This window comes from Blastococcus goldschmidtiae (assembly GCF_031845325.1).
Classification (GTDB): domain Bacteria; phylum Actinomycetota; class Actinomycetes; order Mycobacteriales; family Geodermatophilaceae; genus Blastococcus; species Blastococcus goldschmidtiae.
The window spans coordinates 78892-102786 of record NZ_JAVREI010000006.1 but is presented as its reverse complement, the minus strand read 5'-3'; the positions used below and the strand labels follow the sequence as shown (position 1 = coordinate 102786).

The 23895-nt window shown below is 75.4% G+C and carries 27 protein-coding genes; 13 read left to right on the top strand and 14 right to left on the bottom strand.

The window, feature by feature from the left end:
• The first annotated feature begins 57 nt into the window (after nucleotides 1-57).
• From cobO to cobA, 9 genes are all read left to right on the top strand, one after another.
• The gene (gene cobO / locus RM425_RS10940) at nucleotides 58-672 is read left to right on the top strand and encodes a cob(I)yrinic acid a,c-diamide adenosyltransferase (protein ID WP_311345231.1); all 615 of its coding nucleotides are present in this window, start codon (nucleotides 58-60) and stop codon (nucleotides 670-672) included.
• Nucleotides 673-769: 97 nt separating this feature from the next.
• Nucleotides 770-2164: a cobyrinate a,c-diamide synthase gene (locus RM425_RS10935; RefSeq protein WP_311345230.1), complete on the top strand. Its 1395-nt coding sequence runs from the start codon at nucleotides 770-772 to the stop codon at nucleotides 2162-2164.
• Entirely contained in the window at nucleotides 2151-2843 is a 693-nt protein-coding gene (locus RM425_RS10930) for an energy-coupling factor ABC transporter permease (RefSeq protein WP_311345229.1), read from the top strand. The genes RM425_RS10935 and RM425_RS10930 overlap by 14 nt, the downstream gene beginning before the upstream one ends.
• Nucleotides 2840-3148, top strand: a complete 309-nt coding sequence (locus RM425_RS10925) for an energy-coupling factor ABC transporter substrate-binding protein (RefSeq protein WP_311345228.1) — start codon at nucleotides 2840-2842, stop codon at nucleotides 3146-3148. Before RM425_RS10930 ends, RM425_RS10925 begins: the two co-directional genes overlap by 4 nt.
• On the top strand, nucleotides 3145-3882 hold the full coding sequence (gene cbiQ / locus RM425_RS10920; RefSeq protein ID WP_311345227.1) for a cobalt ECF transporter T component CbiQ: 738 nt from the start codon (nucleotides 3145-3147) through the stop codon (nucleotides 3880-3882). Before RM425_RS10925 ends, cbiQ begins: the two co-directional genes overlap by 4 nt.
• Nucleotides 3879-4724 (top strand): energy-coupling factor ABC transporter ATP-binding protein, encoded by an 846-nt coding sequence (locus RM425_RS10915; protein WP_311345226.1) that lies wholly within the window; start codon nucleotides 3879-3881, stop codon nucleotides 4722-4724. The genes cbiQ and RM425_RS10915 overlap by 4 nt, the downstream gene beginning before the upstream one ends.
• A 29-nt stretch (nucleotides 4725-4753) precedes the next feature.
• Entirely contained in the window at nucleotides 4754-5080 is a 327-nt protein-coding gene (locus RM425_RS10910; protein ID WP_396137041.1) for a cobalamin biosynthesis protein, read from the top strand.
• Nucleotides 5077-6120 (top strand): Rv2231c family pyridoxal phosphate-dependent protein CobC, encoded by a 1044-nt coding sequence (cobC, locus tag RM425_RS10905; protein WP_311345224.1) that lies wholly within the window; start codon nucleotides 5077-5079, stop codon nucleotides 6118-6120. The genes RM425_RS10910 and cobC overlap by 4 nt, the downstream gene beginning before the upstream one ends.
• Complete coding sequence (cobA, locus tag RM425_RS10900; RefSeq protein WP_311345223.1) at nucleotides 6117-7358, top strand: uroporphyrinogen-III C-methyltransferase; 1242 nt, start codon at nucleotides 6117-6119, stop codon at nucleotides 7356-7358. The genes cobC and cobA overlap by 4 nt, the downstream gene beginning before the upstream one ends.
• Here cobA and RM425_RS10895 read toward each other — a convergent pair.
• The 3 genes from RM425_RS10895 to RM425_RS10885 form a co-directional block, all read right to left on the bottom strand.
• Nucleotides 7277-7768, bottom strand: coding sequence for an FKBP-type peptidyl-prolyl cis-trans isomerase (locus RM425_RS10895; protein ID WP_311345222.1), 492 nt, complete (start codon nucleotides 7766-7768; stop codon nucleotides 7277-7279). The two genes, cobA and RM425_RS10895, sit on opposite strands and share 82 nt — an antisense overlap.
• A gap of 220 nt (nucleotides 7769-7988) precedes the next feature.
• Nucleotides 7989-9125: a pectin acetylesterase-family hydrolase gene (locus RM425_RS10890; protein ID WP_311345221.1), complete on the bottom strand. Its 1137-nt coding sequence runs from the start codon at nucleotides 9123-9125 to the stop codon at nucleotides 7989-7991.
• A gap of 142 nt (nucleotides 9126-9267) precedes the next feature.
• Nucleotides 9268-10200 (bottom strand): methyl-accepting chemotaxis protein, encoded by a 933-nt coding sequence (locus tag RM425_RS10885; protein WP_311345220.1) that lies wholly within the window; start codon nucleotides 10198-10200, stop codon nucleotides 9268-9270.
• Nucleotides 10201-10570: 370 nt separating this feature from the next.
• Between RM425_RS10885 and RM425_RS10880 the strand changes: the two genes are divergently transcribed.
• The gene (locus RM425_RS10880; protein WP_311345219.1) at nucleotides 10571-10723 is read left to right on the top strand and encodes a hypothetical protein; all 153 of its coding nucleotides are present in this window, start codon (nucleotides 10571-10573) and stop codon (nucleotides 10721-10723) included.
• On the opposite strand, the gene RM425_RS10875 is transcribed toward RM425_RS10880, so the two are convergent.
• The 5 genes from RM425_RS10875 to RM425_RS10855 all read right to left on the bottom strand — a co-directional run bounded on the left by RM425_RS10875 (nucleotide 10720) and on the right by RM425_RS10855 (nucleotide 15770).
• Complete coding sequence (locus RM425_RS10875) at nucleotides 10720-11346, bottom strand: ABC transporter ATP-binding protein (RefSeq protein WP_311345218.1); 627 nt, start codon at nucleotides 11344-11346, stop codon at nucleotides 10720-10722. The two genes, RM425_RS10880 and RM425_RS10875, sit on opposite strands and share 4 nt — an antisense overlap.
• Nucleotides 11346-12149 carry an ATP-binding cassette domain-containing protein gene (locus tag RM425_RS10870; protein WP_311345217.1) on the bottom strand — a complete coding sequence of 268 codons (804 nt, stop codon included), beginning with the start codon at nucleotides 12147-12149 and terminating at the stop codon, nucleotides 11346-11348. Before RM425_RS10870 ends, RM425_RS10875 begins: the two co-directional genes overlap by 1 nt.
• Nucleotides 12150-12223: 74 nt before the next feature.
• Entirely contained in the window at nucleotides 12224-13075 is an 852-nt protein-coding gene (locus RM425_RS10865; protein ID WP_311345216.1) for an ABC transporter permease, read from the bottom strand.
• Entirely contained in the window at nucleotides 13072-14181 is a 1110-nt protein-coding gene (locus RM425_RS10860; protein ID WP_311345215.1) for an ABC transporter permease, read from the bottom strand. The genes RM425_RS10865 and RM425_RS10860 overlap by 4 nt, the downstream gene beginning before the upstream one ends.
• Complete coding sequence (locus RM425_RS10855; RefSeq protein WP_311345214.1) at nucleotides 14163-15770, bottom strand: ABC transporter substrate-binding protein; 1608 nt, start codon at nucleotides 15768-15770, stop codon at nucleotides 14163-14165. The genes RM425_RS10860 and RM425_RS10855 overlap by 19 nt, the downstream gene beginning before the upstream one ends.
• Before the next feature lie 95 nt (nucleotides 15771-15865).
• Here RM425_RS10855 and RM425_RS10850 point away from each other — a divergent pair, with 95 nt between their 5' ends.
• Entirely contained in the window at nucleotides 15866-16417 is a 552-nt protein-coding gene (locus RM425_RS10850; protein WP_311345213.1) for an AAA family ATPase, read from the top strand.
• 38 nt (nucleotides 16418-16455) lie between these two features.
• Here the strand turns inward: RM425_RS10850 and RM425_RS10845 are convergent, their stop codons facing one another.
• The 5 genes from RM425_RS10845 to RM425_RS10825 form a co-directional block, all read right to left on the bottom strand.
• Nucleotides 16456-16716 carry a hypothetical protein gene (locus RM425_RS10845; protein ID WP_311345212.1) on the bottom strand — a complete coding sequence of 87 codons (261 nt, stop codon included), beginning with the start codon at nucleotides 16714-16716 and terminating at the stop codon, nucleotides 16456-16458.
• A gap of 56 nt (nucleotides 16717-16772) precedes the next feature.
• Nucleotides 16773-18332, bottom strand: coding sequence for a GTPase (locus RM425_RS10840; RefSeq protein WP_311345211.1), 1560 nt, complete (start codon nucleotides 18330-18332; stop codon nucleotides 16773-16775).
• A gap of 26 nt (nucleotides 18333-18358) precedes the next feature.
• Complete coding sequence (locus RM425_RS10835) at nucleotides 18359-20062, bottom strand: GTPase family protein (protein ID WP_311345210.1); 1704 nt, start codon at nucleotides 20060-20062, stop codon at nucleotides 18359-18361.
• Between the two features lie 109 nt (nucleotides 20063-20171).
• Nucleotides 20172-20975: a crotonase/enoyl-CoA hydratase family protein gene (locus tag RM425_RS10830; protein WP_311345209.1), complete on the bottom strand. Its 804-nt coding sequence runs from the start codon at nucleotides 20973-20975 to the stop codon at nucleotides 20172-20174.
• Between the two features lie 55 nt (nucleotides 20976-21030).
• Entirely contained in the window at nucleotides 21031-22173 is a 1143-nt protein-coding gene (locus RM425_RS10825) for an acyl-CoA dehydrogenase family protein (RefSeq protein WP_311345208.1), read from the bottom strand.
• Between the two features lie 169 nt (nucleotides 22174-22342).
• Here RM425_RS10825 and dapA point away from each other — a divergent pair, with 169 nt between their 5' ends.
• Nucleotides 22343-23242: a 4-hydroxy-tetrahydrodipicolinate synthase gene (dapA, locus tag RM425_RS10820; protein WP_311345207.1), complete on the top strand. Its 900-nt coding sequence runs from the start codon at nucleotides 22343-22345 to the stop codon at nucleotides 23240-23242.
• A 121-nt stretch (nucleotides 23243-23363) separates the two neighbouring features.
• Nucleotides 23364-23606: a hypothetical protein gene (locus RM425_RS10815; RefSeq protein ID WP_311345206.1), complete on the top strand. Its 243-nt coding sequence runs from the start codon at nucleotides 23364-23366 to the stop codon at nucleotides 23604-23606.
• A gap of 7 nt (nucleotides 23607-23613) precedes the next feature.
• Here RM425_RS10815 and RM425_RS10810 read toward each other — a convergent pair whose 3' ends face one another.
• Nucleotides 23614-23895 (bottom strand): ubiquitin-like small modifier protein 1, encoded by a 282-nt coding sequence (locus RM425_RS10810; protein WP_311345205.1) that lies wholly within the window; start codon nucleotides 23893-23895, stop codon nucleotides 23614-23616.

Genomic DNA, 23895 nt, shown 5'->3' with positions numbered 1-23895 from the left:
ACCCGTGGACGGAGCGTGCCGGGGCACTCGGCCGACGAGCGCCAGCGAGGAGGACTAGTGCCCCAGGGTCAGGTGCCGGTCGTCCCGCAGGACGGGCTGAGCACCCGGCAGCGCCGCAACCGGCCGCTGCTGGTGGTGCACACCGGCGAGATGAAGGGCAAGTCCACCGCCGCGTTCGGCATGGCGATGCGCGCCTGGAACCAGGGCTGGTCGATCGCGGTCTACCAGTTCGTCAAGAGCGCCAAGTGGAAGGTCGGCGAGGAGAACGCCCTCACCGCGCTGGGTCGGCTGCACGAGCAGACCGGCGAAGGTGGCCCGGTCGTCTGGCACAAGATGGGCAGCGGCTGGAGCTGGTCGCGCCGCGCCGGCACCGAGACCGACCACGCCGCCGACGCCGCCGAGGGCTGGGCGCAGATCAAGCGCGACCTCGCCGCGGAGGCGCACCGCTTCTACGTGCTCGACGAGTTCACCTATCCCATGAAGTGGGGCTGGGTGGACGTCGACGATGTCGTCGAGACGCTGCGGAACCGGCCCGGCGCGCAGCACGTGGTGATCACCGGCCGGAACGCGCATCCCGCGCTGCTCGAGGCCGCTGACCTGGTGGTGGAGATGACCAAGGTCAAGCACCCGATGGACGCCGGCCAGAAGGGCCAGCGGGGGATCGAATGGTGACCCGCCTCCCGCGCCGCGCCCGGATCGATCATCGTCGTCTGGCGGTCGACACGCCGGGCGCTGCGAGCCACATGACGATGATCAACGGGGAGTCGGCGTGGTGACCGTTCCGCGGGTGGTCGTGGCCGCGCCGAGCAGCAACGCCGGCAAGACCTCGGTGGCGACCGGGCTCATCGCCGCCCTCACCGCCCGCGGCCTCGCCGTCTCCCCGCACAAGGTCGGCCCCGACTACATCGACCCCGGCTACCACGCCCTCGCGGCCGGCCGCCCGGGCCGCAACCTGGACCCGTGGATGGTCGGCGAGCAGCGCATCGCCCCGATGTTCCTGCGCGGCGCCCTGCACCCGCGCCCGGCCGACCTCGCCGTCGTCGAGGGCGTGATGGGCCTGTTCGACGGCGCCAGCCACCCCTCGGTCGAGACGGGCTTCTCCTCCACCGCGCACGTCGCGCGGCTGCTGGCGGCCCCCGTCGTCCTCGTCGTGGACGGCTCCTCGCAGGCGCGGTCGGTGGCGGCGCTCGTGCACGGGTTCGCCACCTTCGACCCCGGCGTCCGGCTCGGCGGCGTCGTCCTCAACCGGGTCGGCAGCGACCGGCACGAGGCGATCCTGCGCGAGGCGCTCGCCTCCGCCGGTGTGCCGGTGCTCGGGGCGGTCCGCCGGTTGGAGCAGCTCCACACGCCCTCCCGGCACCTCGGGCTGATCCCGGCGGCCGAGCGGTCCGGCGAGGCGCTGGCCACGGTCCGGGGTCTCGGCGAGGTCGTGGCCGCGTCCGTCGACCTGGACGCCGTCCTCGCCCTGGCGCGCTCGGCTCCTCCGCTCGACGCAGCCCCCTGGGACCCGGCCGCCGAGGTCACCCCCGCAGCGGGCCGGCCCCGGATCGCCGTCGCGGGCGGCCCCGCCTTCACCTTCGGCTACGCGGAGACCACCGAGCTGCTCGAGGCGGCGGGCGCCGAGGTCGTCGTCGTCGACCCGCTGCGCGACGAGGCGCTGCCGCCGGGCACCGCCGGGCTCGTCGTCGGCGGCGGCTTCCCCGAGGTGCACGCCGCGGACCTGTCGGCCAACGCCTCGCTGCGCGCCGACGTCGCGGCCCTCGCGGCCGGCGGCGCACCGGTCGCCGCCGAGTGCGCCGGGCTGCTCTACCTGGCCCGCGAGCTGGAGGGCCTGCCGATGTGCGGCGTCCTGGACGTGGCGACGGCGATGTCGCCCCGGCTGACGCTGGGCTACCGGGCCGCGGTCGCCGTCACCGACTCGGTGCTCGCGCCGGCCGGGACCCGGGTGCGCGGCCACGAGTTCCACCGCACGCACGCCGACCCGCCGGCCGGTGCAGCCGGCGCGTGGCAGTGGTCGGAGGCCGGCCCCGAGGGCTTCGTGACGGGCAGCGTGCACGCCTCCTACCTGCACCTCCACTGGGCCGGCAGCCCCTCCCTGGCCTCGCACTTCGTCGCCTCCTGCGCTCCCGCGTCCCGATCGGAGAACGTCCGTGCACATCGCTGAAGGTTTCCTCCCGGCCGGGCACGCGGCCGGCTGGACCATCGCCGCCGCCCCTTTCGTGGTGCACGGCGCTCGCGCCGTGGTCACGGAGGTGCGCGAGAACCCGGAGTCGACGCTGCTGCTGGGAGCGGCCGGGGCGTTCACCTTCGTGCTGAGCGCGATCAAGCTGCCCTCGGTCACCGGCAGTTCCAGCCACCCGACCGGCACCGGCCCCGGCGCCATCCTGTTCCGGCCCCCGGTGATGGCGCTGCTGGGCACCGTCGTCCTGCTGTTCCAGGCGCTCCTGCTCGCGCACGGCGGGCTGACCACCCTGGGCGCCAACGCGTTCGCCTTCGCCGTGGTCGGGCCGTGGGCCGGGTACGGCGCCTACCGGCTGACCCGTGCCGCCGGGGCCGGCCTGCTGCCCGCCGTCTTCGCCGGCGTCGCGCTGGCCGACCTGGCCACCTACGTGACGACGTCGGTCCAGCTGGCGCTGGCCTTCCCCGATGCGGAGAGCGGACTGGCCGGTGCGCTGCTCAAGTTCCTGGGCGTCTTCGCGGTGACCCAGGTCCCGCTGGCCATCGGCGAGGGCCTCCTGGGCGTGCTGCTGTTCCGGGTGCTCACCGTCAACGCCCGGCCCGAGCTCGAGCGGCTGGGCGTGCTGACGCCGGCTCCGCGCGCCACCACCGGAGGTGCCGCGTGACCCGCCGCAGGCTGGTCACCGCGCTGCTCGTCCTCGCCGTGGTCGCCCTCTTCGCCGTCCCGCTGCTGATCGACGGCGGGACGTCGCAGTTCGGTGGCACGGACGCCGCGGTCACCGAGCAGCTCGAGGCCGAGGGCTACACCCCGTGGTTCGACTCGCTGTTCAGCCCGGCCGGCGAGGTCGAGTCGGGGCTGTTCGCCCTGCAGGCCGCACTCGGCGGAGGCGTGCTCGGCTACGTGCTGGGCCGGCTGCGCGGCCGGCGGACGACGTCCCCGGCGGCCGCTGCGGGAGCCGGCGAGCAGTGACCGGTCTGGCCGTCGACGACGCGGCGTGGGCCAGCGCCTGGCGCCGGCGTGCGCCCGGCGACAAGGTGCTGCTCTGCGGCGGCCTCGTCGTCACCGCTCTCGTGCTGCCGGCGTGGCCCGGCAGCGCGCTGGTCGCCGTCGTCGCCGTCGCGCTCGCCCTCGGGCCGGCCCGGGTGCCCGCCCGCACCTTCGGCCGGGCGGTCCGCTGGCCGCTGGCCTTCGTGGCGGTCGGCGCGGTCACCGCCGTGGTCGAGGTCGGCAGCGGCGGGCCCGGGTGGGCGCCGGACGCGGCGGCCCGCGCGGGCTCCCTGGTCGGCCACGCACTGGCCGGCAGCGCCGCCGTGCTGCTGCTCGCCACCACGACGCCGATGTCGGACCTGCTGCCCGCGCTCCGGCGGGCCCGGGTGCCCGCCGCCGTCGTGGAGGTCGCCTCCGTCACGTACCGGATGCTGTTCGTGCTGCTCGACAGCCTCCGCACCATCCGCGAGGCGCAGGCCGCGCGGATGGGCCACTCGTCGCTGCGCCGCTCCTACCGCTCCTCGGGGCTGCTGGCCGCCGCCGTGCTCACCCGCTCCTGGGACCGCGCCCGCCGGATGCAGGAGGGCCTGACCGGCCGCGGCATGGAGGGCTCGCTGCGGGTGCTGCCCGAGGTGCTGCCCTCCTCCCGGCTCTTCCTCGCCGCCACCGCCGCCGGGCTGGCCGCCATCGTCGCGACGTCGGCGGTGCTGGCGTGAGCCACCGGACGCTCGCCGCCACCGGCCTCGTGGCCGGGTACGAGCGCGGCCGGCCCGTGCTGGAAGGTGCCTCGCTGGACGTGCCGGCCGGCCGCCGGCTGGCGGTGCTCGGCGCCAACGGCTCGGGCAAGACCACCCTGCTGCGCTGCCTCTCGGGCGCCCTGGTGCCCGCGGCCGGGGAAGTGGCCGTGGACGGCGCCCGGCTCACCTACGGCCGCCGGGCGCTGCGGGCGCACCGCCAGGAGGTGCAGCTGGTGCTGCAGGACCCCGACGACCAGCTGTTCAGCGCGTCGGTGGCCCAGGACGTCTCCTTCGGGCCGCTCAACCTCGGCCTGCCCGAGGACGAGGTGCGCACCCGGGTGGCCGAGGCGCTGCAGCTGCTGGCCGTCGACGGCCTGGCCGCCCGGCCGACCCACCAGCTCTCCTACGGGGAGCGCAAGCGGGTGGCGATCGCCGGAGCGGTGGCCATGCGGCCCTGCGTGCTGCTGCTCGACGAGCCGACGGCCGGCCTGGACCCGTCGGCCGTCGCGGAGACGCTGGCCGCGTTGCACCGCCTGCAGGAGCACGACGCCACGGTGGTGATGAGCACCCACGACGTCGACCTGGCGCTGCGCTGGGCCGACGAGGTGGCGGTGGTGGTCGACCGCCGGGTGGTCCAGGGCTCCCCCGAGGACCTGCTGGGCGACGACGACCTGCTCGCCCGGGCCCGGCTGGACCGGCCGTGGGCGCTGACCGTCGGCACCCGGCTCCGCGCCCTCGGCCTGCTGCCCGAGGGACCGCTCCCCCGCGATGCTGCCGGGCTGCTCGCCGTGCTCCCCGACCGCCCCGGTGTGCCGTCGTGATCACGGTCGGGATCGGTGCAAGGTCCGGTGTGAGCGCCGAGGAGGTGCTCGCCGCGGTCGACGCGGTGCTGCCCACGGGAGCCGGCGCCGTGCGGCTGGCCACCCTCGCGGCGCGGGCGCAGGAGCCGGGACTGCGGGAGGCCGCCAGCGCACGCGGCTGGTCGCTGGTCGGCCACCCGGCGACGGCGCTCGCCCAGGTCCGGACCCCGACGGCGTCGGCCCGGGTGGCGGACGCCGTCGGGACCGGTTCGGTGGCCGAGGCCGCGGCCCTGCTGCACGGCGGTTCCCTCGTGGTGCCGAGGACGGTCTGCGGCCGCGTGACCGTCGCGGTGGCCTCCGATGAGCCGGTCCCGTGACCGACCTCTCCCACCACGGCGACGCGGAGCTCGCGGACGGGCTGGTCGACCTCGCCGTCAACGTCCGCGCCGACGCACCGCCGGCCTGGCTGCGCGCCGTCCTGCACGCGTCGGTCGACGCCGCCGCGTCCTACCCGGACCCGGCCCCCGCCCGGGCCGCGGTCGCCGCCGCGCACGGCCGCCCCGAGGACGAGGTGCTGCTCGCGGCCGGCGCGGCCGAGGTCTTCGTCCTCGTCGCCCGGGCGCTGCGACCCCGGCTCGCCGCCGTCGTCCACCCCTCGTTCACCGAGCCGGAGGTGGCGCTGCGGGCAGCCGGGCACCCGGTCACCCGGGTGCAGCTGCGCGGGGACGACGGCTGGCGGCTGGACCCCACCGCCGTGCCGGAGGACGCCGACCTCGTGGTGCTGGGCAACCCGACGAACCCGACGTCGGTGCTGCACCCGGCCGACGCCGTCGCCGCCCTGGCGCGGCCGGGCCGGGTGCTGGTCGTCGACGAGGCGTTCGCCGACACGGTCCCCGGCGAGCCGGCGTCGCTGGCCGCCCGGCGGGACCTGCCCGGGGTGCTGGTGGTGCGCAGCCTGACCAAGACCTGGGGTCTGGCCGGGCTGCGGGTCGGGTACGCGCTGGGCCCGGCGGCCCTGATCGCGAGGCTGGCCGCGCAGCAGCCGCACTGGCCGGTCTCCACGCCTGCGCTCGCCGCACTGGCCGCCTGCAGCACGCCGGCTGCCCGCGCCGAGGCCGAGGCCGCCGCGCACGACCTGGAGACCTGGCGCGCGACGCTGCTGGCCGACCTGCCGCCGTCGGTGGTGGTCGAGGGCAGTCCCCGTTCCTCGTTCGTGCTGCTGCGCGTCCCCGACGGGCTCCGGGTGCGCGAGGAGCTCCGCCGGTGCGGCTGGGCGGTGCGCCGCGGGGACACCTTCCCCGGCCTGACCGGCGACCACCTGCGGGTCGCGGTGCGCCGGCCCGAGGTCTCGCTCCCCTTCGCCGCGGCCCTCACCGACGTCGTCCGCGCCGCTCCGACCCCCGAGGAGGTGCCGTGAGCACCCCGTCGCTGCCCCACCCGTCCGCACCGCTGCACCCGGTCGACCTGCACCTGGACGGCCGGCGCGTGGTCGTCGTCGGGGGCGGTGCGACCGCCTACCGGGCGGCCGTCGGTCTGCTCGACGCCGGCGCGGAGGTGACCGTCGTCAGCCCCGCCGTCGTGCCCGCGCTGGAGTCGCTCGCCGGCTCGGGCGCGCTGACCTGGCTGCTCCGGCCCTACGCGCCCGGCGACCTGGAGGCCGCCTGGTACGCCGTCACCGCGACCGGGGATCCGGCGGTGGACGGGTCCGTCGCCGCCGAGGCCGAACGCTCCCGCGTCTTCTGCACCCGCGCCGGCGCGGCGGAGACATCCTCCGCCTGCCCCGTGCCGGCGGACGTCGAGGAGGGGACGCCGGCCGGCGCCGCCGGGCGGGTCGTGCTCGTGGGCGGCGGCCCGGGTGATCCCGGGCTGATCACCGTCCGGGGCCGGCAGGCGCTGTCGGAGGCCGACGTCGTCGTCGTCGACAACCTGGGCCCCCGCTCGCTGCTGGCCGGCCTCCGCTCCGACGTCGAGATCGTGGACGCCTCGAAGCTGCCCCGCGGCCGCGCCATGCCGCAGGAGGAGATCAACGCGGTCCTGGTCTCCCGCGCCCTCGCGGGCAAACGGGTCGTGCGGCTCAAGGGCGGGGACCCGTTCGTCTTCGGCCGCGGCATGGAGGAGGTGCTCGCGTGCGCGGCCGCCGGCGTCCCGGTCGACGTGGTGCCGGGCGTGACCAGCGCCGTCGGGGTCCCGGGCATCGCCGGCATCCCGGTGACCCACCGCGGGCTGACCCACGAGTTCGTCGTCGTCTCCGGGCACCTCCCCCCGGGGCACCCCCAGTCGCTGGTCGACTGGTCGGCGATCGGGCGGCTGCGTGGCACGGTCGTCGTGCTCATGGGCGTGGAGACCGCGCCCGCGATCGCGCGGGCGCTCGTCGAGCACGGCCGCGCACCGGACACCCCGGTCGCCGTGGTGGTCGAGGGCACGACGGGGCGCGAGCGCACCCTGCGAACGACGCTGGCCGCCCTCGGGACCACGCTCGTCGAGCACTCCGTGCGACCGCCCGCGGTGTGGGTCGTCGGCGCCGTCGTCGCGCTGGCCGACCCCGCCGGCTCAGCCGCCCCGGCGCGCGCGGGTCAGTCGGTGACCTCGACCAGGTCCATGACGAAGACCAGCGTGGACCCGCCAGGGATCGGGCCCCGGTCCTCGTCGCCGTAGCCGAGGTCGCTGGGGATGGTGATCATCCGGCGGCCCCCGACCTGCATGCCCTCGATGCCCTGCTCGAAGCCGGGGATGACGCGACCGCCACCCAGCGGTACCTCGATCGTCTCGTCCGGGCCGCCGCTCCAGGAGGAGTCGAACTCCTCGCCGGACTCGTAGAAGGCGCCCACGTACTTGACCGAGGCGGTCGAGCCCTCGACCGCCTCGTCGCCGTCACCCTCGACGATGTCGTCGATCACGAGCTCGTCGGGCGCGGGCTCGTCCGACGCAGGCACCTCAGGCTTCTCGGAGAGGTCGGTCGAGATCTCCGCGGCGGCGCCGGTGCTGTCCTCCGATTCGCCGCAGGCGGCCAGGGAGACGGACAGGACGACGGCGAGCAGCGCTCGGGAGGCGGTACGGCGGAACATCGGTTCACTCCTGGCGAGCAGTGCTCGGATCGGGCTCGGCGGCGAGCCGGTACGGGGGCGGCCGGACGGGGGCCGTTCGCCCATCGTCCCAGAGCGAGCGGGCCCCCGTCGGCGGCCCGCCACGATCAGAGACCCCGATCCGTGCTGCGTCCTCCCTCACCGCCCACCGTGAGGGAGGACGCGCTGTGATCAGGTTCCCTGATCCCAGCGCGGCGGCGGGTCAGGCGCAGTCCGGGCAGCGGACGTCGTCGACGTCCTCCCCGGCGAGGAAGTCACCGATCCAGTCGACCAGCTCTGTGCCCTCGACCTCGCTGCCGTAGAGCACGTCGTCCCCGGCGGTGCTGACGTGCTGGTCGCCCGGGCCCACCCAGGAGCTGAGCTCGACGCCGTTGCCCTCGATGTACTCGTGGTTGTCGGTGATGAGCTCGAGCAGGGGCGTGTCGCCGAACCCGATCAGCTCGGTGAACTCGCGCTGCACCTCGTCCTCGGCGGTGTCGATCGTCGCCAGGCCGATGCCGGGGACGTGCCGGCCGGCCTGCACGAACAGGCCGGGCAGCGACCACGCCGACTGCGGCTCACCGGCGCTCTCGGGCCACTGCGGGAGGTTGCCGAAAATGCCCCAGAGACCACCGATGGCCCCCGTGATGAGCTCGTCGCCCGGGTACGCGCCCGACCCGTCCGAGATCACCTTGATGTCGGCGTCCGGCAGCAGGTCGTGGGCCAGCCCGCCGTACAGCGGAGCACCGGCCGAACCGGCGCTGAAGCCCAGGACGACGACCTGCTCCGCGTCGGGGAAGGACGCCGCCATGCCCTCCAGGGCGGTCGTGGCGTTCACCCGGCCCTTGTGCTCGACGACGACGACGCCGCCGCCGTAGTCCTGGGTGTTGTCGCCGAGGTGCAGGTCGCCGGTGCAGTACGGCACGAACACGACGCTGTAGCCGAACAGCGGGTTGGCGGGGTCGCCGACGTCGACCAGGCCCCGGGTGGCCGGCGTCGGCGTCCCGTCGCGGTAGACGTAGCCGGGCTCGTCGGCCAGGTCGGACGCGAGGCTGGGCTTCGACGTCCCGTCGGCGGAGCCGCAGGTCTCCGCGCTGAAGCACGCACCGCCGCCCTCGAGGACGAACAGCACCTTGGCCGGGTCGCCCTCGTGCTGCCAGTAGTGGAACTCCGACCCGTCGCTGCACCGGCACTCGTCGGGGGTGGCCACCTTCTCCCAGGCGACCTCCTGCACCTCGTCGGCCGGCCGGTTCGCGGCGGCGGCAGTCTCCGTGTCGGCGGGCGACGACCCGTCGGAGCAGGCGGCGAGGCCGGAGAGGGCGAGGACGGCGGCGAGCGGGGGCCCGAGGCGGCGGATCACGGCGCGGAGCGTAGTACGCAGCACATCTCGCGTTCACCGCCGACTTACCCGCCGGTAACCAGCAGTTCGCTGGTCAGCTTCGCGTCACCTGCGCGTACCAGGGCACGGGCGACGGCAGCGGACGCGCGCGGCCCGCCTGCCCTCAGACGCCGTCCACGATGCGCTGCAGGTCCGCGGCCATGCGGCTGGCCTCGTGCGAGGCCCCGACGATCGCCTCCCGCGCCTGTGCCGTGGACGCGCTCTGCTCCTCGACGGCGGCGGCGATCGTGGTCTGCGCCTCGACGACGCCCTGGATGACGTCCTGCACGCTCGCCAGCGATGCACCGGCCGCGTCGACGTCCCCACGCACGGCGTCGACGACGCGGCGGATCCGCTCGGTCGCCTTGGCGGTCTTCCCCGCCAGGCCCTTCACCTCGCCCGCGACGACGGCGAACCCCTTGCCGGCCTCACCCGCGCGGGCCGCCTCGATGGTCGCGTTGAGCGCGAGCAGATTGGTCTGGTCGGCGATGGTCGAGATGCTGCCCGCGATCTGGTCGATCTCGGCCATCGTCGCCGCGAGCCGCTCGACCGTGCCCGCACTCTCCCGCGAGCCCGCGCTGGCCTGGCTCGCCGTCGTGGTGGCGGAGCTGGTCGCCGCGGCGATCTCGCCGATCGCCGCGCGGGGTCCGGCCATGACCGAGGTCGCCGTCCCCACGTTGTCGTCGAGCCGGCGTCCCGCGTCGACCAACTCGGCCTGGGCGGCGGCCTGGGCGAGCGTCTGCTCCTCGGCCCGTCGCTGCTCGGCCCGGCGGCCACGGTCGGCCTCCTCGGTGTACTTCCACCCGTAGGCCAGGAACGTGGCCTCGGCCAGCAGGAAGATGGCGTGCAGCAGGGCGAAGGCGAGCGGGTTGTGCTGCGCCTCGTGGGTGGAGAAGACCGACTCCGGCAGCCACAGGCTCATGGCCGCGTGGTGGACGGCGACGAACCCGACGGCCAGCAGGAACGGCGTCCACATCTGGTAGAGCGCCACCAGCGCCAGCAGCGCGTAGAACCAGATGTGCATGTCGGTGAGACCACCGCTGACGTGCACGAGCACGTCGGCGCCGACCCGCCGACCCCGCGGGTGAGCCCGATCGCGGCGAGCACCGGCGGGTGGGCCGCCAGGACGGCGGAGATGATCCGGTGCCGGCTGACGAAGTGGACCTCGTCCAGCCGTGCGCCGCGGGGAATGCCGGCCCAGAAGCCGCTGCGTCCGGACGTCGTCGGCTCTGCGAGAGGAGTGGTCACGCGCGGACTATCGGCGGCCCGCCGATTGCATTGGGCACAACCGGTGTAGTCGGTCCACTTTTCGGTGGGACGGGTGCATCCAGGAAGGGGTTCCGCTGCGAACACCTGCCGTGGACCCGCGACAGTGGATCCTGCAGCCCCTCGTGGATGCCGGACTGCCTCCCCAGACGATCACCGACATGTTGTTCCGCCTGAGCTTCGAGACCCTCGCCCAGGACGGCGCCGCCGACGACGGCGCCCGTGCCGTCGTGGACGGGCAGCCGGCCGCGGTGCAGGCCGCGTGGGTGGAGACGCTCAGCCGGATGATCGCCGCCGGCGAGCTGATCTCCTAGCCGTCCTGGCCGGAGCCGAACGGGACCGCCGTCCAGTCCAGGACCCGGCCGGCCACGGTCTCCAGCAGCGGCCGGTCGTGGGAGATCGCCAGGACGCCGATGCCGGCCTCCCGGCAGTGCTCGAGCAGCAGCGTCCAGATGCGTGCCTGGGTCACGGCGTCGAGGCTGGCGCTGATCTCGTCGGCGACGAGGTAGCGCGGCCGGGTCAGGAGCGCCCGGGCCAGGTTCACCCGCTGCAGCTCGCCGCCGCTGATCTCGTGCGGATAGCGGTCCAGCCAGCTGGGGTGGACGAGCCGCTCGTCCACTCCCTCCAGCTGCGCTCCGGTGGCGGCCAGCGCCTGCCGCACCCGCCAGCGCGGGTCGATGGCGCGCTCGGGCTGCTGCAGCACCAGCTGCACGGGGTGCGGCGCCCGACGGCTGTGCGGCGCCACGCCGTCGACCGTGACCAGGCCACGGTCGGGCCGCAGGTGACCGGCCAGCACCCGGCCCAACGTGCTCTTGCCGCCCCCGCTCGGTCCGCAGAGCCCGACCACCTCACCCGGGGCGATCCCGAGATCCACCCCGGCGAGCACCCACGGGCGGTCGCGCGCGTAGCGGAACCAGATCCCCTCGGCCTGCAGCATCAGACTCCTTCCGCCACGCGGAACCCGTTGCCCGGGAGCGCCTGCCACAGCGCCCGGGTGAACGGATGGGTGAGCGCGTCGCCGTCGCCGGTGAAGGCGGCCGGGTCGGCGACGTCGACCGTGCGCCCGTCGCGGCAGATGACGACGCGGTGGGCCACCTCGACCGCCGCCCGGAGCTCGTGGGTGATGAGGACGACCGCGCAGCCGTCGTCGGCCATGGTGCGCAGCTCCCCCAGGGTCCGCCGGACCTCGGCGGGCGGCAGGCCCGTCGTCGGCTCGTCGGCGATCAGCACGCGCGGATCGCCCAGGGTGGCCATGGCGACCAGCACCCGCCGAGCCATGCCCCCGGAGAGCTCGTGGGGGTAGCGGCCCAGCACCTCCGGGCCGAGCCCCCTGCGTTCGAGGGCGTCGGCCGCCGCGCGCCGGGGGTCTGCGGAGCCGGCGAGCTGCGCCGAGCGGCGCACCTGGCGGCCCACCGGGCTGAGCGGATCGAGGAAGCCGGCCGCCTGCGGGAGCAGGGTCATGCCCCTGCCCGCGTGCCGGCGGCGGGCGGCCGGGTCGAGCCGCTCGCCGTCCAGCAGCACGTCCCCGCGCTCGACGGCGTTGGGCGGCAGCAGGCCCAGCACCGCGTGCGCCAGCAGGCTCTTGCCCGCGCCACTGGCGCCGACCAGCGCGACGACCTCCCCAGCGACAGCGGTGAGGTCCATGCCGGTCAGCGCGTGCACCGTTCGCCGCCGCAGGCCCCGCTCGTACTGCACGAAGTCGATCTCCAGCCCGCGGACCTCGAGCACCGGCCCGTTCACGGGGCCTCCTCGCTGGCGCTCGTCACCTCCGTGCCCGGCCGCTGCTGTGCTGACTGGTTCGCTCGCACCCTCGCTCACAGGTGGTGGCTCCGGGGGTCGAGCAGCGCGCGGGCGTTGCTGCCGATCGTGTCGACGAGCTTGACCACCACCAGCAGGCACAACCCGGGGAGGACGGCCAGCCACCACGCGCCGGCGGTCAGGTAGCGCATCGACTCGGCCAGCAGGATGCCGATCGAGGGCTCTCCCGGGTCCACGCCCAGGCCGAGGAAGGACAGCGCCGCCTCGTGCAGGATCGCGTGCGGGAACAGCAGCACGGTGCCCACGAGGAAGTGCCCGCCGAGGTGGCCGGTCAGGTGCCGGCGGGCGAGCCAGCCGCGGCCGTGGCCCTGCTGCCGGGAGATCGCGACGTAGTCCGACGACATGACCTCGCGCGCCCGGCCCCGCAGGACCCGGGTGAGGGTCGGCCAGTGGGTGAGCGCGACGGCGGCGACCACCGCACCGGTGCCCCCACCCAGGGCGAAGGCCAGCAGGATCAGCAGCACCAGGTGGGGCAGGGCCAGGAAGAGGTCGACCAGCCAGCCCACCGCGCGGTCCACGACGCCGCCGAACACCGCGGCCAGGCAGGCGAGCAGCAGGGCGATGCCGGCCGACACCACCGCGGCGGTCACCCCGATGACCAGGCTCAACCGCAGGCCGGCCAGCGTCCGCGCCAGCATGTCGCGGCCGAGCCGGTCGGTGCCGAACCAGTGCGCGGCCGAGGGCCCGAGGTTCCGGTCGGCCAGGTCGGTGGTCTGCGCGGCGTCGGCGGCCAGCCCGCCCGCGACGACCACGCTCAGGACGACGAGCACCGACAGCCCGACGTAGGCCAGCGTGCGGCGGCGCCGGTCGGCGAACCGCCGGCCCGACCGCTCCAGGACGGCGGTCACCGCGCGCCCCGGCCGGCGGGCTCGGGCACGACCGGCGACGGCGGCAGCGGGTCCGGGTCGAGCAGCGGCTCCCACGGCTCCCCCCGGCCCCAGCGCGGACGGCGGGCGCGCGCCGGGTCGTGGGCGACGCGGGGATCGAGCCGGCGGTGCACCAGGTCGCCGAGCTGGTTGCCCACGAAGACGAACACGGTGGTGAACAGGGCGATGCCCAGCAGCAGCGGGACGTCCTGCCCGAGCGCGGCCGTCGTCGTGGCCGCGCCCAGCCCGGGGTAGGAGAAGACCTGCTCGGCCAGCACCGAGCCGCCGAACAGCTCGCCCAGCGAGGCGAACTGCAGCAGGACCGCGGGCGCGGCGGCGTTGCGCAGCACGTGGTGCACCACCACCCCCCGCCTCGACTCCCCCTGCGCCCGGGCGAAGGTGACGTGGTCGCTGGCCATCGCCTCGATCACCGCGTGCCGGGTGTGCAGGACCACGGGCGCGACGCCCACCACCGACAGCGTCAGCGCGGGCAGCAGCAGGTGGTGGATCCGGTCGAGCAGGGTCACGTCCTCGGCCAGGACGCCGACGGGGACGGCGCAGCAGACCGGTGTCCAGCCCAGCGACACGGAGAAGACGTAGAGCAGCAGCAGGCCGACCCAGAACACCGGCGCCGACGCCAGCGTGTAGGCCCACCAGCAGACCGCGCGGTCGGCGAACCGGCCCTGCCGGGCACCGGCGAGCACCCCGAGGGCGAAGCCGACGATCCCCGACAGCACCCACGCGGTCGCCATGAGGGCCAGGCTGGTCAGGAAGCGCTCGCCGATCACCTCGGTGACCGGGGCGTTGAACGACAGCGACCGGCCCAGGTCGCCCTGGACCACGTTGCCGAGCCAGGTGGCGAACCGCTCCAGCGGCGGGTCGTCCAGGCCCCACCGCTCGGCGATCTGCGCCCGCTGCTCCGGGCCGACGGCGGCGATGTCGCCGCCGACGTAGGCGTCCACCGGGTCCACCGGCGAGTGGACCATCAGCGCGAAGGACGCCGTCGCCACCGCGGTCAGGAGCAGCACCAGCCGGACCAGCCGGCCGGCCAGCCCCCGCACCACCCGGGTCAGCAGGTCCACTGCCACCCGGTGATCCCCGCGGTGACCGGCCAGCCGTGGCCGTGCGGCTCGATCCGCTCGGCTCCCAGGTCCAGGCACTCGTCGACGACGTAGGTGTGGTCGAGGTTGACCAGCCATGCCCAGGCGGCGTCGCCGGAGGGACCGAAGCCGGAGCCCTCGCCGTCGTACTGGGCGGCCCGCCACTCCTCCTCCGCCACGGCCGGGTCGGTGGCGGTCATCGCCGCGTCGAGGTGCGCGTCGACCTCGGGGTTGCCGTAGAAGCCGGGGTTCCAGTACTCCACGCCGGCCTGGCCGGAGGAGTACAGGTTGTACATCTCCGTCGGGTCCAGCTGCCCCCAGCCGAAGAGCACCGCGTCGGCGTGCAGGCGCTGGTCGATGACGTCCCAGCTCTCCCCCTCGGCGCTGATCTCGACGCCGATGGGCGCCACCATGTCGGCCACCGAGAGCGCGAGCCCCTGGCGCAGCGAGTCCGACGCCGGGTAGAGCAGCGTGAACTCCGCGCGGACGCCGTCCTTCTCGCGGACGCCGTCGCCGTCGGAGTCGACCCAGCCGGCCTCCTCCAGCAGCTCCTCGGCACCCGCCGGATCGGCGTCCTCGATGGCGGAGTCGGGCTCGTACCAGGGCAGGCCGTCGACCGGCCCGGTCGCCGGTGACCCGTAGCCCTCGAGGACGCCGTCGACGAGCGCCTGCCGGTCGATGGCGAGGTTGACCGCCCGCCGGACGGCGAGGTCGGAGGTGACGTCGTTGCCGATCGGGGCGCCGTCGTCCGTGGTGCGCCCGGTGTCGGGGACGTACGGGAAGGTGATGCCGCGGTTGTCGACCGACTGCACCTCGACCAGGCGCATCCCCGGCACCTCCGTGGGCGCCAGCTGGGCCGGTACTGCGGCCATGTCGACCTGGCCCGCCGACGCCGAGGCGATCGAGGCGTCCTCACCGGTGAACTGGAAGACGACCCGCTCGAAGGCCGGCTGCTCGCCGTAGTAGTCGTCGTTGCGCTCGACGATGAGCTGCTGCCCCTCGTCCCACTGCACCAGCTCGAACGGCCCGGACCCCACCGGGTTGCGCGCGTAGTCGGGGCCGTGCGCGTGCTCCGGCACGATGCCGAGCGAGATCAGCCGGTTCACGAAGGTGCTCTGCGGACGCTCGAGCCGGAGTTCGACGGTGTCGTCGTCCACGGCCACGGCCTCGCGGAGCGCGGTGACGTCGGTCAGCCCGCCGCTTCGGCTCGCGGTCGTGAAGGTGTAGGCCACGTCGGCGGCGGTCACCGGCTCGCCGTCGGTGAACCGGGCGTCGGTGCGGAGGTCGACCGTCCAGACCAGGCCGTCCTCGCTCACCGACCAGTCGGTGGCCAGATCGGGGACGACGTCGAGGCTCTCGTCCCGGGCGAGCAGCGTGGACTGGAACAGCGGGGACCCGTACCGGCCCCAGCCGAGGGTCGGGTCGTAGCCGTCCTCGGACTCGCCGCCGATGGCCAGCACCAGCTCGGTGGGCGCCTGCGCCGGCGCGGCGGGGCTGCTGTCGCCGCACGCCGCGAGCACGGTGACGAGCACGACCGCACCAGCGAGGGCACGGCCGGACTTCGGTACTGCGCGCACGTGGGAACTCCTCCGCCGACCTGAGCCTCCGACTCTATTGCAAGCTCCTTGCAACAAGCCCGTCGGCCGGTCCCCGGGGCCTACTGTCGGCCGGCATGGCCCGCCTGATCCTGCTGAACGGCTCGCCCGGCATGGGGAAGTCGACCCTCGCCCGCCGGTACGTCGCCGATCACCCGCTGGCCCTCTGCATGGACGTCGACGACGTGCGCAGGTTGCTGGGCCGCTGGCAGGAGCTGCCGCAGGAGTCCGGCTCCCTGGCCCGCCGCATGGCTCTGGCGATGGCGGCCGAGCACCTGCGCGGCAGCCACGACGTCGTCGTCCCGCAGTACCTGGGCCGGGTGCCCTTCATCGAGGAGCTCGAGCGCCTGGCCGCCGCGACGGGCAGCACCTTCTCCGAGCTCGTGCTCATGGACACGCGGGAGAACGCCCTCACCCGCTTCCACGCCCGGTCGGCGGATCCCGCACTCGCGTCGCACCACCGGGATGCGCTGGCGCTCACCACCGGCGGCGACGGGGAGCTCCGTGAGATGTATGACCGGCTGGTCGCGCTGGTCGCGCGGCGACCCCGGGCGCGCGTCGTGCCGACGTCGGCAGGTGATCCGGAGGCCGCCTACCGCGCCGTCCTGGCCGAGCTGGGGACGCCGTAGGCGGTGGACCAGGGGCCGCGACGCAGCGCAGCCGGTCGCTAGCCGACCCGGGCGTCCCCCAGGTCCTGTCCGGCGAGGTGGATCAGCCCAGGACCCTGACCGGTCGACGTCTCGACGAACAGCTCGAATGCCCGCCCGCGGCCCGCCGGCCCGGTGGCCCGGGCGAGCACCTCGTGGACGTCGGTGGCACCCGTGAGACGCCACTCGTAGGAGCTCCCGCGGTCCCAGAAGTAGACCCGGTAGACCGGGGACGGCTCCTCCCACCGGGTGTCACGAGGGTCGACCGATGCAGCGTGCACCGCACCAGGATGCCGCCCGCCGGCTCCGTCGAGGCGGCGACCTACCGTGGACCGCCTCAGGTCCCGGCGCGGGTGACGGCGGCGCAGAAGACGCGCGCGTCCTCGACCGTCTCCTCCAGCGGCGCCAGCACCGAGGACTGCGCCACCTCGGCCACCCGCGCGGTCAGCCGCTGCTCCGCCCGGCGCCGTCTCCTGCGCGCCCCGGCCCGGACGAAGGGTCTGGCCAGCACCGCGAGCAGCGCACCGCCGAGCAGTCCGGCGACCAGCAGCAGGGTGGGCAGCGGGATCCCCTCGACGCGGGGCAGCGGGAGCACGTCGCCGAGCTGCAGCCAGCCGAGGACGCCGAGCCCGAGCAGCCACAGCGCGCCGACCAGGGCGCAGGCCAGGAGCAGCCACTGGAGCCCGCCGACCGCGCGCTGCCACACCGGCACCCGGACCGGCCCGAGGTCGGTGCCGGTGACCGCCCTGTCGAGCTGGTCGGCCAGCCCCGAACCCGCCTGGTCCGCGGTCCGTCGCAGCTCGTCCCGCCAGGCCTGCGATAGCCCGTCGCCGGCCGCCGTGCGCACCTGCCGGAGCGCGGCGGTCATCGCCGCCTGCTGCACCGCACCGGCCTCCGGCAGGGAGGAACGGGCGCGCTCGTCGCCCAGGTGCAGGCGGGCGAGCGGGTCCGGGCGCAGCTTGCGCACCCAGCGCACCAGCGGCCAGCCGGTGCGCGCCGCACCGTCCCGCACCGCGGAGCGCTCGACGGCCGCCGCCACCACCGGCACTCCGGCCGCGCCGGCGAGGGCACCGGTCAGCTCCGCCTCGGCCGCACGCCCCGATGCCGCACCGAGGTCGCCGTCCGGGCAGTGCACCGCCAGCGCCTCGGCGGCCGCCCGGACGTCCGCGGTCAGCCGTTCGGTCGCGGCCCGGCGGGCGCTGACCCGGCGCCCCAGTTCGGCACGCAGCTCGGCCAGCCCGGCGCCGGTGCGCGCCGAGGTGGCGACGATCGGCGTGTCCGCGAGCCCTTCGGCGTCGAGCAACCGGCGCAGGTCGGCCAGGCAGGCAGCGGCCGCCTGCTCGTCGAGCCGGTCGATCTGGTTGAGCACCACCACCAGCACGCCGGCGTGGCCCGCCATCGGCGCGAGATAGCGGCCGTGCACCGCCGCGTCGGCGTACTTCTGCGGATCCAGCACCCAGACCAGGACGTCGACCAGCTCGACCAGCCGGTCCACCTCCAGCCGGTGCTCCAGCCGGACGCTGTCGTGGTCGGGCAGGTCGAGCAGCACGAGACCGTCCAGCCCGGCCTCCGCGGCGGCCACCCGGTGCCGCCGCGGCACCTCCAGCCAGTCGAGCAGCCGGTCGGCGCCGGCCTCCCCCCAGACCGAGGCGTGCGCCACCCCGGTCGTCGGCCGTCGCACCCCGGGGGTGCTCACCTCGGCCCCGGACAGGGCGTTGAACATGGTCGACTTGCCGCTGCCGGTCGCACCGGCCAGCGCGACGACCGTCGCGTCCCCCAGCGCCTCGCGGGCACCGGCCTTGGCCAGCAGCGTGCGGGCGTGCGCGACGTCCGCTACGTCCAGCCGCCCCTCGGCCACCTCGACCGCCTCGCGCAGCGCCGCGAGCCGGTCGGTCAAGGCCAGAGCACCGCGGTCCCGCCGCCTCATCGCTCCGCCCGCCGGGCCGCGGCCAGCTCGGCCGCCGCGGTGCGCAGCTCCTCGACGCTGCCCGGTGGCGGCGCGGCCGCCTCGACCAGTGCGTCGAAGCGAGCACGCTCGTCGGTGAGCAGACGGTTCGCACGCTGTTCCAGGTCCGCCCGCGCCCGCGCGGCCAGGGCCCGCACCGCGGAGTCACCGAAGACCGCCTCGAGCACCCGCTGGCCCACCGCCGTCGTCCCGCCGGCCACGGCGACCTCCCCGCCGGTCAGCCCACCGGTCGAGGCGAAGACGGCGACCATCACCACCGCCCCCGCGCCGTTGACCCCCCAGGAGTAGACCCGGGCGCGGTTGCGCTTGCCGGCGCCCTCGCTGCGCACGAGATCCAGGACCGTGCCCTGCCAGTCACGCACCTCCCCGGAGGCCGCCTCCGCGAACTCCGGCGACGCCGTCTCCAGCTCGCGGCCCCGGTCGGCCAGGAGCCCCGGTCCTCCCGGCGTTCCCCGCCAGGTGGCGGCCGTGCGCTCGGCCGCCCCCTCCGCGGCGTCCCGCAGGAGCACCTCCACACCCGACTCGAGCGCCTGCTGCAGCCCGACGCCGGCCGAGGGGCGGCCGGTCAGCGACGCGGTGAGCCGGTCGCGCAGCTTGCCGACCTGGCCCTGCAGGCTGCGCATCCACTCCCCCGTGCCGACGAACTCCTGCCACCGGGCGAGCACCTCCCCGCGCAGCAGCGCGCCGCTGGCCACCCCGTCGGACACGTCCTCGCAGGCCCGCGCGTAGGCGGCCTCCGCGGCCTGGCGCAGCGCCGCGGCCGCGGCCGCCTGCTGGGCCACTCCCCCGGCCACCAGGTCGACCCGCCCCCCGAGGCTGTCCAGTGCCCCGGCGAGGGTCTGCCGGACGACGGCCGCGCGCTGCTCCTGGTCGGCCGCCAGTCCGTGCAGCCAGGAGCGCAGCGGACCGACCTGGTCCTCGGGGAGGAAGCCGTCGGTCAGCGGGCGTTCCTCGATCACGAACAGCCGCGCCGCGGACAGGCCCGCGGTGCGCAGCATCCCGCCCAGGTCCGCGGCGATCTCGCCGGCGGCCTCGGGCGGCACCCGGTCGAGCACCACGGCCAGGGCGGTGCCCCGCTCCTGCGCGGTGCGCAGCAGCTCCCACGGGACGGCATCGGCGTAGCGCGCGGCCGTGGTGACGAACAGCCAGAGGTCCGCGGCCGCCAGCAGCTGCCCGGCCAGCTCACGGTTGGTCTCCACCACCGAGTCGACGTCCGGCGCGTCCAGCACCGCCAGCCCCGGAGGCAGCGCGTCGCTGACCACCAGCCGCAGCCCCCCGGTGACCTCTCCCTCGCCGGTGCTGCGGGCCAGGCCCGGGAGCACGCGGTCGCCGGCGAACGCGGCCCGGTCGGCTGGGGAGCACACCAGCACCGGGGCGCGGGTGGTCGGGCGCAGCACCCCGGCGGTGGTCACCGGCGTGCCCAGCAGGCTGTTGACCAGGGTGGACTTCCCGGCACCCGTGGAGCCGCCGACGACGGCGAGCAGCGGGGCGTCCAGGTCGCGCAGCCGCGGCAGCAGGTAGTCGTCGACCTGGTCGACGACGGCCCGGGCCGAGCGGCTCGCCTCGTCGCGGCCGGGGACGTCGAGGTGCAGGGGTGCGTCGGCCAGGAGGTCGCGGAGCGCCTGCAGGGCGTCGGGGAGGCGCGGCGCGGAGGTGCTCATGACCGGCATACCTGCCCCCGGGAGCGGGCGCTCACCCGCGACCTGGGCAGACAGCGCCGCCGCCGTCCCCGAACGAGGGAGACGGTGGCGTGCGGTGCAACTCAGGACGTCAGCCGGCGGTCCACCGCGGCGGCCGCTTCTCGGCGAACGCCTTCATGCCCTCGGCCGCGTCGGCGGAGGCGAACAGCCGGCTCATCTCCTCGGCCGAGCGGTCCCAGGTGGCCGACTCCGCCGGCCGGTCGCCGTCGACGATGCCCAGGGCGAGCCGCTTGCTGGCCTGCACGGCGAGCGGCGCGTTGGCGGCGACGACCTCTGCCAGTCGCATCGCCGTCGGCAGCACGTCCGCGGCGGGCACGACCTCGTTCACCAGGCCCCAGCGCAGCGCCTCGTCGGCCCCCATCGGCTCACCGGTGAGGACCAGCCGCATCGCCACCTTGCGCGGCAGCTGCTCGGGCAGCCGGAAGACACCGCCGGCGGCGGCGAGGATGCCGCGCTTGACCTCGGGCACCCCGAAGGTCGCGTGCTCGGCGGCGACCACCAGGTCCGCGGCGAGCGCGAGCTCGGTACCGCCACCCAGCGCCGCGCCGTTCACCGCGGCGATCACCGGCGTGCTCATCGGGTGCCGCACGAAGCCGGCCAGGCCGTAGTGCTCGCGGCCCGGCACGATCGGCCGCTCGCCGCGTGCCAGTGCCTTGAGGTCGGCGCCCGCGGAGAACGCCTGGTCGCCGGCGCCGGTGAGCACGACGCAGCGGATCTCCGGGTCGGCCTCGGCGGCGTCGAAGGCGTCGGCGAGCCGGGTGGCGACGTCGCGGTCCAGGGCGTTGCGCGCCTGCGGCCGGTTGATCGTGATGAGCAGGACGTGGCCGGTCCGCTCGGTGAGGACGGTCGGGACGGGCTGGTCGGGATCGGTCACGGGAGGCCTCCTGGGCGGTGCGACGACGGGGCGGGGTGGGAACGGGGCGCGGGCCTCAGAGCCCCAGCGACCGGCCGATGATCTCCTTCATGATCTCGGTCGTCCCGCCGTAGATCGTCTGCACGCGGGAGTTCAGGAAGGCCTTGGCGACGGGGTACTCGAGCATGTAGCCGTAGCCCCCGTGCAGCTGCAGGCACCGGTCGACGACGCGCTTCTGCAGCTCCGTCGTCCACCACTTGCTCATGGCGGCGTCCTCGACGGTGAAGCGTCCCGCATTGTGCTCGAGGATCGCCTTCTCCAGGTAGGTCTCGGCGATGGAGACCTCCGTGTGCATCTCGGCGAGCTCGAAGCGGGTGTTCTGGAACTTCCCGATCGGCTTGCCGAAGGCGGTGCGGTCCTTGCAGTACTGGATCGTGAGGTCCAGGACGATCCGGCTGGCCGAGACCGCGCCGGCGGCGATCGACAGCCGCTCCTGGGGCAGGTTGTTCATGAGGTGGAAGAAGCCGTGCCCCTCCGTCCCGACCAGGTTGGCGGCGGGCACGCGGACGTCGGTGAAGAACAGCTCCGCGGTGTCCTGCGCGCGCAGGCCGATCTTGTCGAGCTTGCGGCCGCGCTCGAAGCCGGGCATGCCGCGCTCGACGGCGAGCAGGGAGAACCCGCGGGCGCCGGCTTCCGGGTCGGTGCGGGCCACGACCAGTACGAGGTCGGAGAGGATGCCGTTGGTGATGAAGGTCTTCTGGCCGTTGAGGATCCAGTCGTCGCCGTCGCGCACCGCCGTCGTCCGCAGGCCTTGCAGGTCCGAGCCGGCACCTGGCTCGCTCATCGCGATGGCGGTGATCAGCTCGCCGCGCACGAAGCCGGGCAGCCAGCGGGCCTTCTGCTCGTCGGTGCACAGGTCGGTCAGGTACGGGGCGACGACGTCGTTGTGCAGGGTGAAGCCGAGCCCGCTGGCGCCGGCCCGGCCGACCTCGGCGGTCAGGATGGCGTTGTAGCGGAAGTCCTCGACCCCGCCGCCGCCGAACTCCTCGGGCACGTCCATGCCCAGCAGACCCTGCGCCCCCGCGGCCAGCCAGACGTCGCGGTCGACCTGCCCCGCCTCCTCCCACGCGGCCGTGTGCGGCACGGCCTCCTTCTCGAGGAACTCGCGCACCGACGCGCGGAACGCCTCGTGCTCGGCTTCGTAGAGCGAGGACTGCACGGCCACCCCCGGGTCGGGTCGACGCCCCTGGGCAGGGGCTGCCCCGGAACATAACCGACCCCGGATGCGCCGCTGAGGCCCAGCTCACACCGGTGCCGGGTCACGTCGCGCGTGCCCGGGTGAACCGGGCCCGACGGGCGGCTTCCCGCGGCAAGTAGATTCCCGGGCCATGCCCGCCCCCACCGCAGCACGACCCTTCGGCGCGCTGCTGACGGCCATGGTCACGCCGATGACCGACGACGGCGCCGTCGACTTCGACGCGGCCGTGCGCCTCGCCGTCCACCTCGTCGACTCCGGGCACGACGGCCTCGTGCTCAACGGCACCACGGGCGAGGCGCCCACGACGTCGGACCGCGAGAAGTTCGAGTTGGTGCGCGAGGTGAGCCAGGCGCTCGGCGGTCGGGCGGTCGTCGTCGCGGGGGCCGGCTCCTACGACACCCGGCACGCCGCCGAGATGGCGCGGCAGGCGGCCGAGGCCGGCGCCGACGGCCTGCTGGCGGTCACCCCGTACTACTCCCGTCCGTCGCAGGACGGCGTGGTGGCGCACCTGACCGCCGTCGCCGACGCCGGCGACCTGCCGGTCATGCTCTACGACGTCCCCGCCCGCACGGGTCTGCGGCTGAGCGCCGACTCGCTGCGCCGGCTGGGCGAGCACCCGCGGATCACCGCCGTGAAGGACGCCACCGAGGACCCTGCCGCCGCCTTCCGGCTGATGCCCGAGACGGGCCTGGCCTGGTACTGCGGTGACGACAGCCTGCTGCTGCCGTTCCTGTCGGTCGGCGCGGTGGGCCTGGTGAGCATGGCCGGGCACCTGGTCGGCGAGCGGCTCGCGCACGTCATCGCACTGGCCGAGGACGGCGAGCCGGAGCGGGCCCGCGAGGTGTTCCGGTCGGTGCTCCCCGTGATCGACCTGATCTCCGGCACCGGCAACGGCGCCCTCCGGTCGAAGCTCGCACTGGCCCTCTGCGGCCTCATCCCGGGGCCGGCGATGCGGCTGCCGCAGCTGCCGGCGGACGAGGACGAGACCGCCGCGGTCCGCGCGGCGCTGACCGCCGCGCTCGGCTCCTGACGCGGACCGGCCCGGGGCCGTCCGGCCGCTGTGCGAGGCGGGCGGGGCGGATGTGACGGGTGCGCCGAACACGCGCCCGGCGGTACTGGCCCCGGGCGGCCCGTGCTCGGACCCTGGCAGCATGACCAGCGTCTACGCGTACGGCACAGCACACGCGGTCGTGATGGTCGGCTCCTTCGGCGTCGGTGGGCTCCAGCCGCGCCAGATCGGCCCGGCCCACGCCACCATCGGCCGGGTCAGCGGGCAGAGCCGGAAGGCGCTGTGCGGTGCCTACGTCTCCCTCGACGAGCAGCAGCCGTGGCCGCCGGAGGGGTACGACGACCAGCAGCTGTGCGGGTCCTGCGCCGAGCTCGCGGCCCTCTGAGCCGCACTCAGCCGCCGGCCACCGACGGCAGCACCTGAACGACCGCGCCGTCCGGGACCCCGGCGTCCGGACCGCCCTGCCAGCGCACGTCCTCACCGTCGACGTAGACGTTGACGAACCGGCGCACGCGCCCCGTCTCGTCGCGGATCCGCCGGCCGAGCTTGGGGTGCTGCTCGGCCAGCGCGTCGAGCAGGTCGGCGAGCGTGTTCCCCGCCGGGTCGACGTCGAGGTGCCGGGCGCCGCCGGCCAGGTCCGACAGCGCACCGGGCAGCACCACCTGGACGCTCAT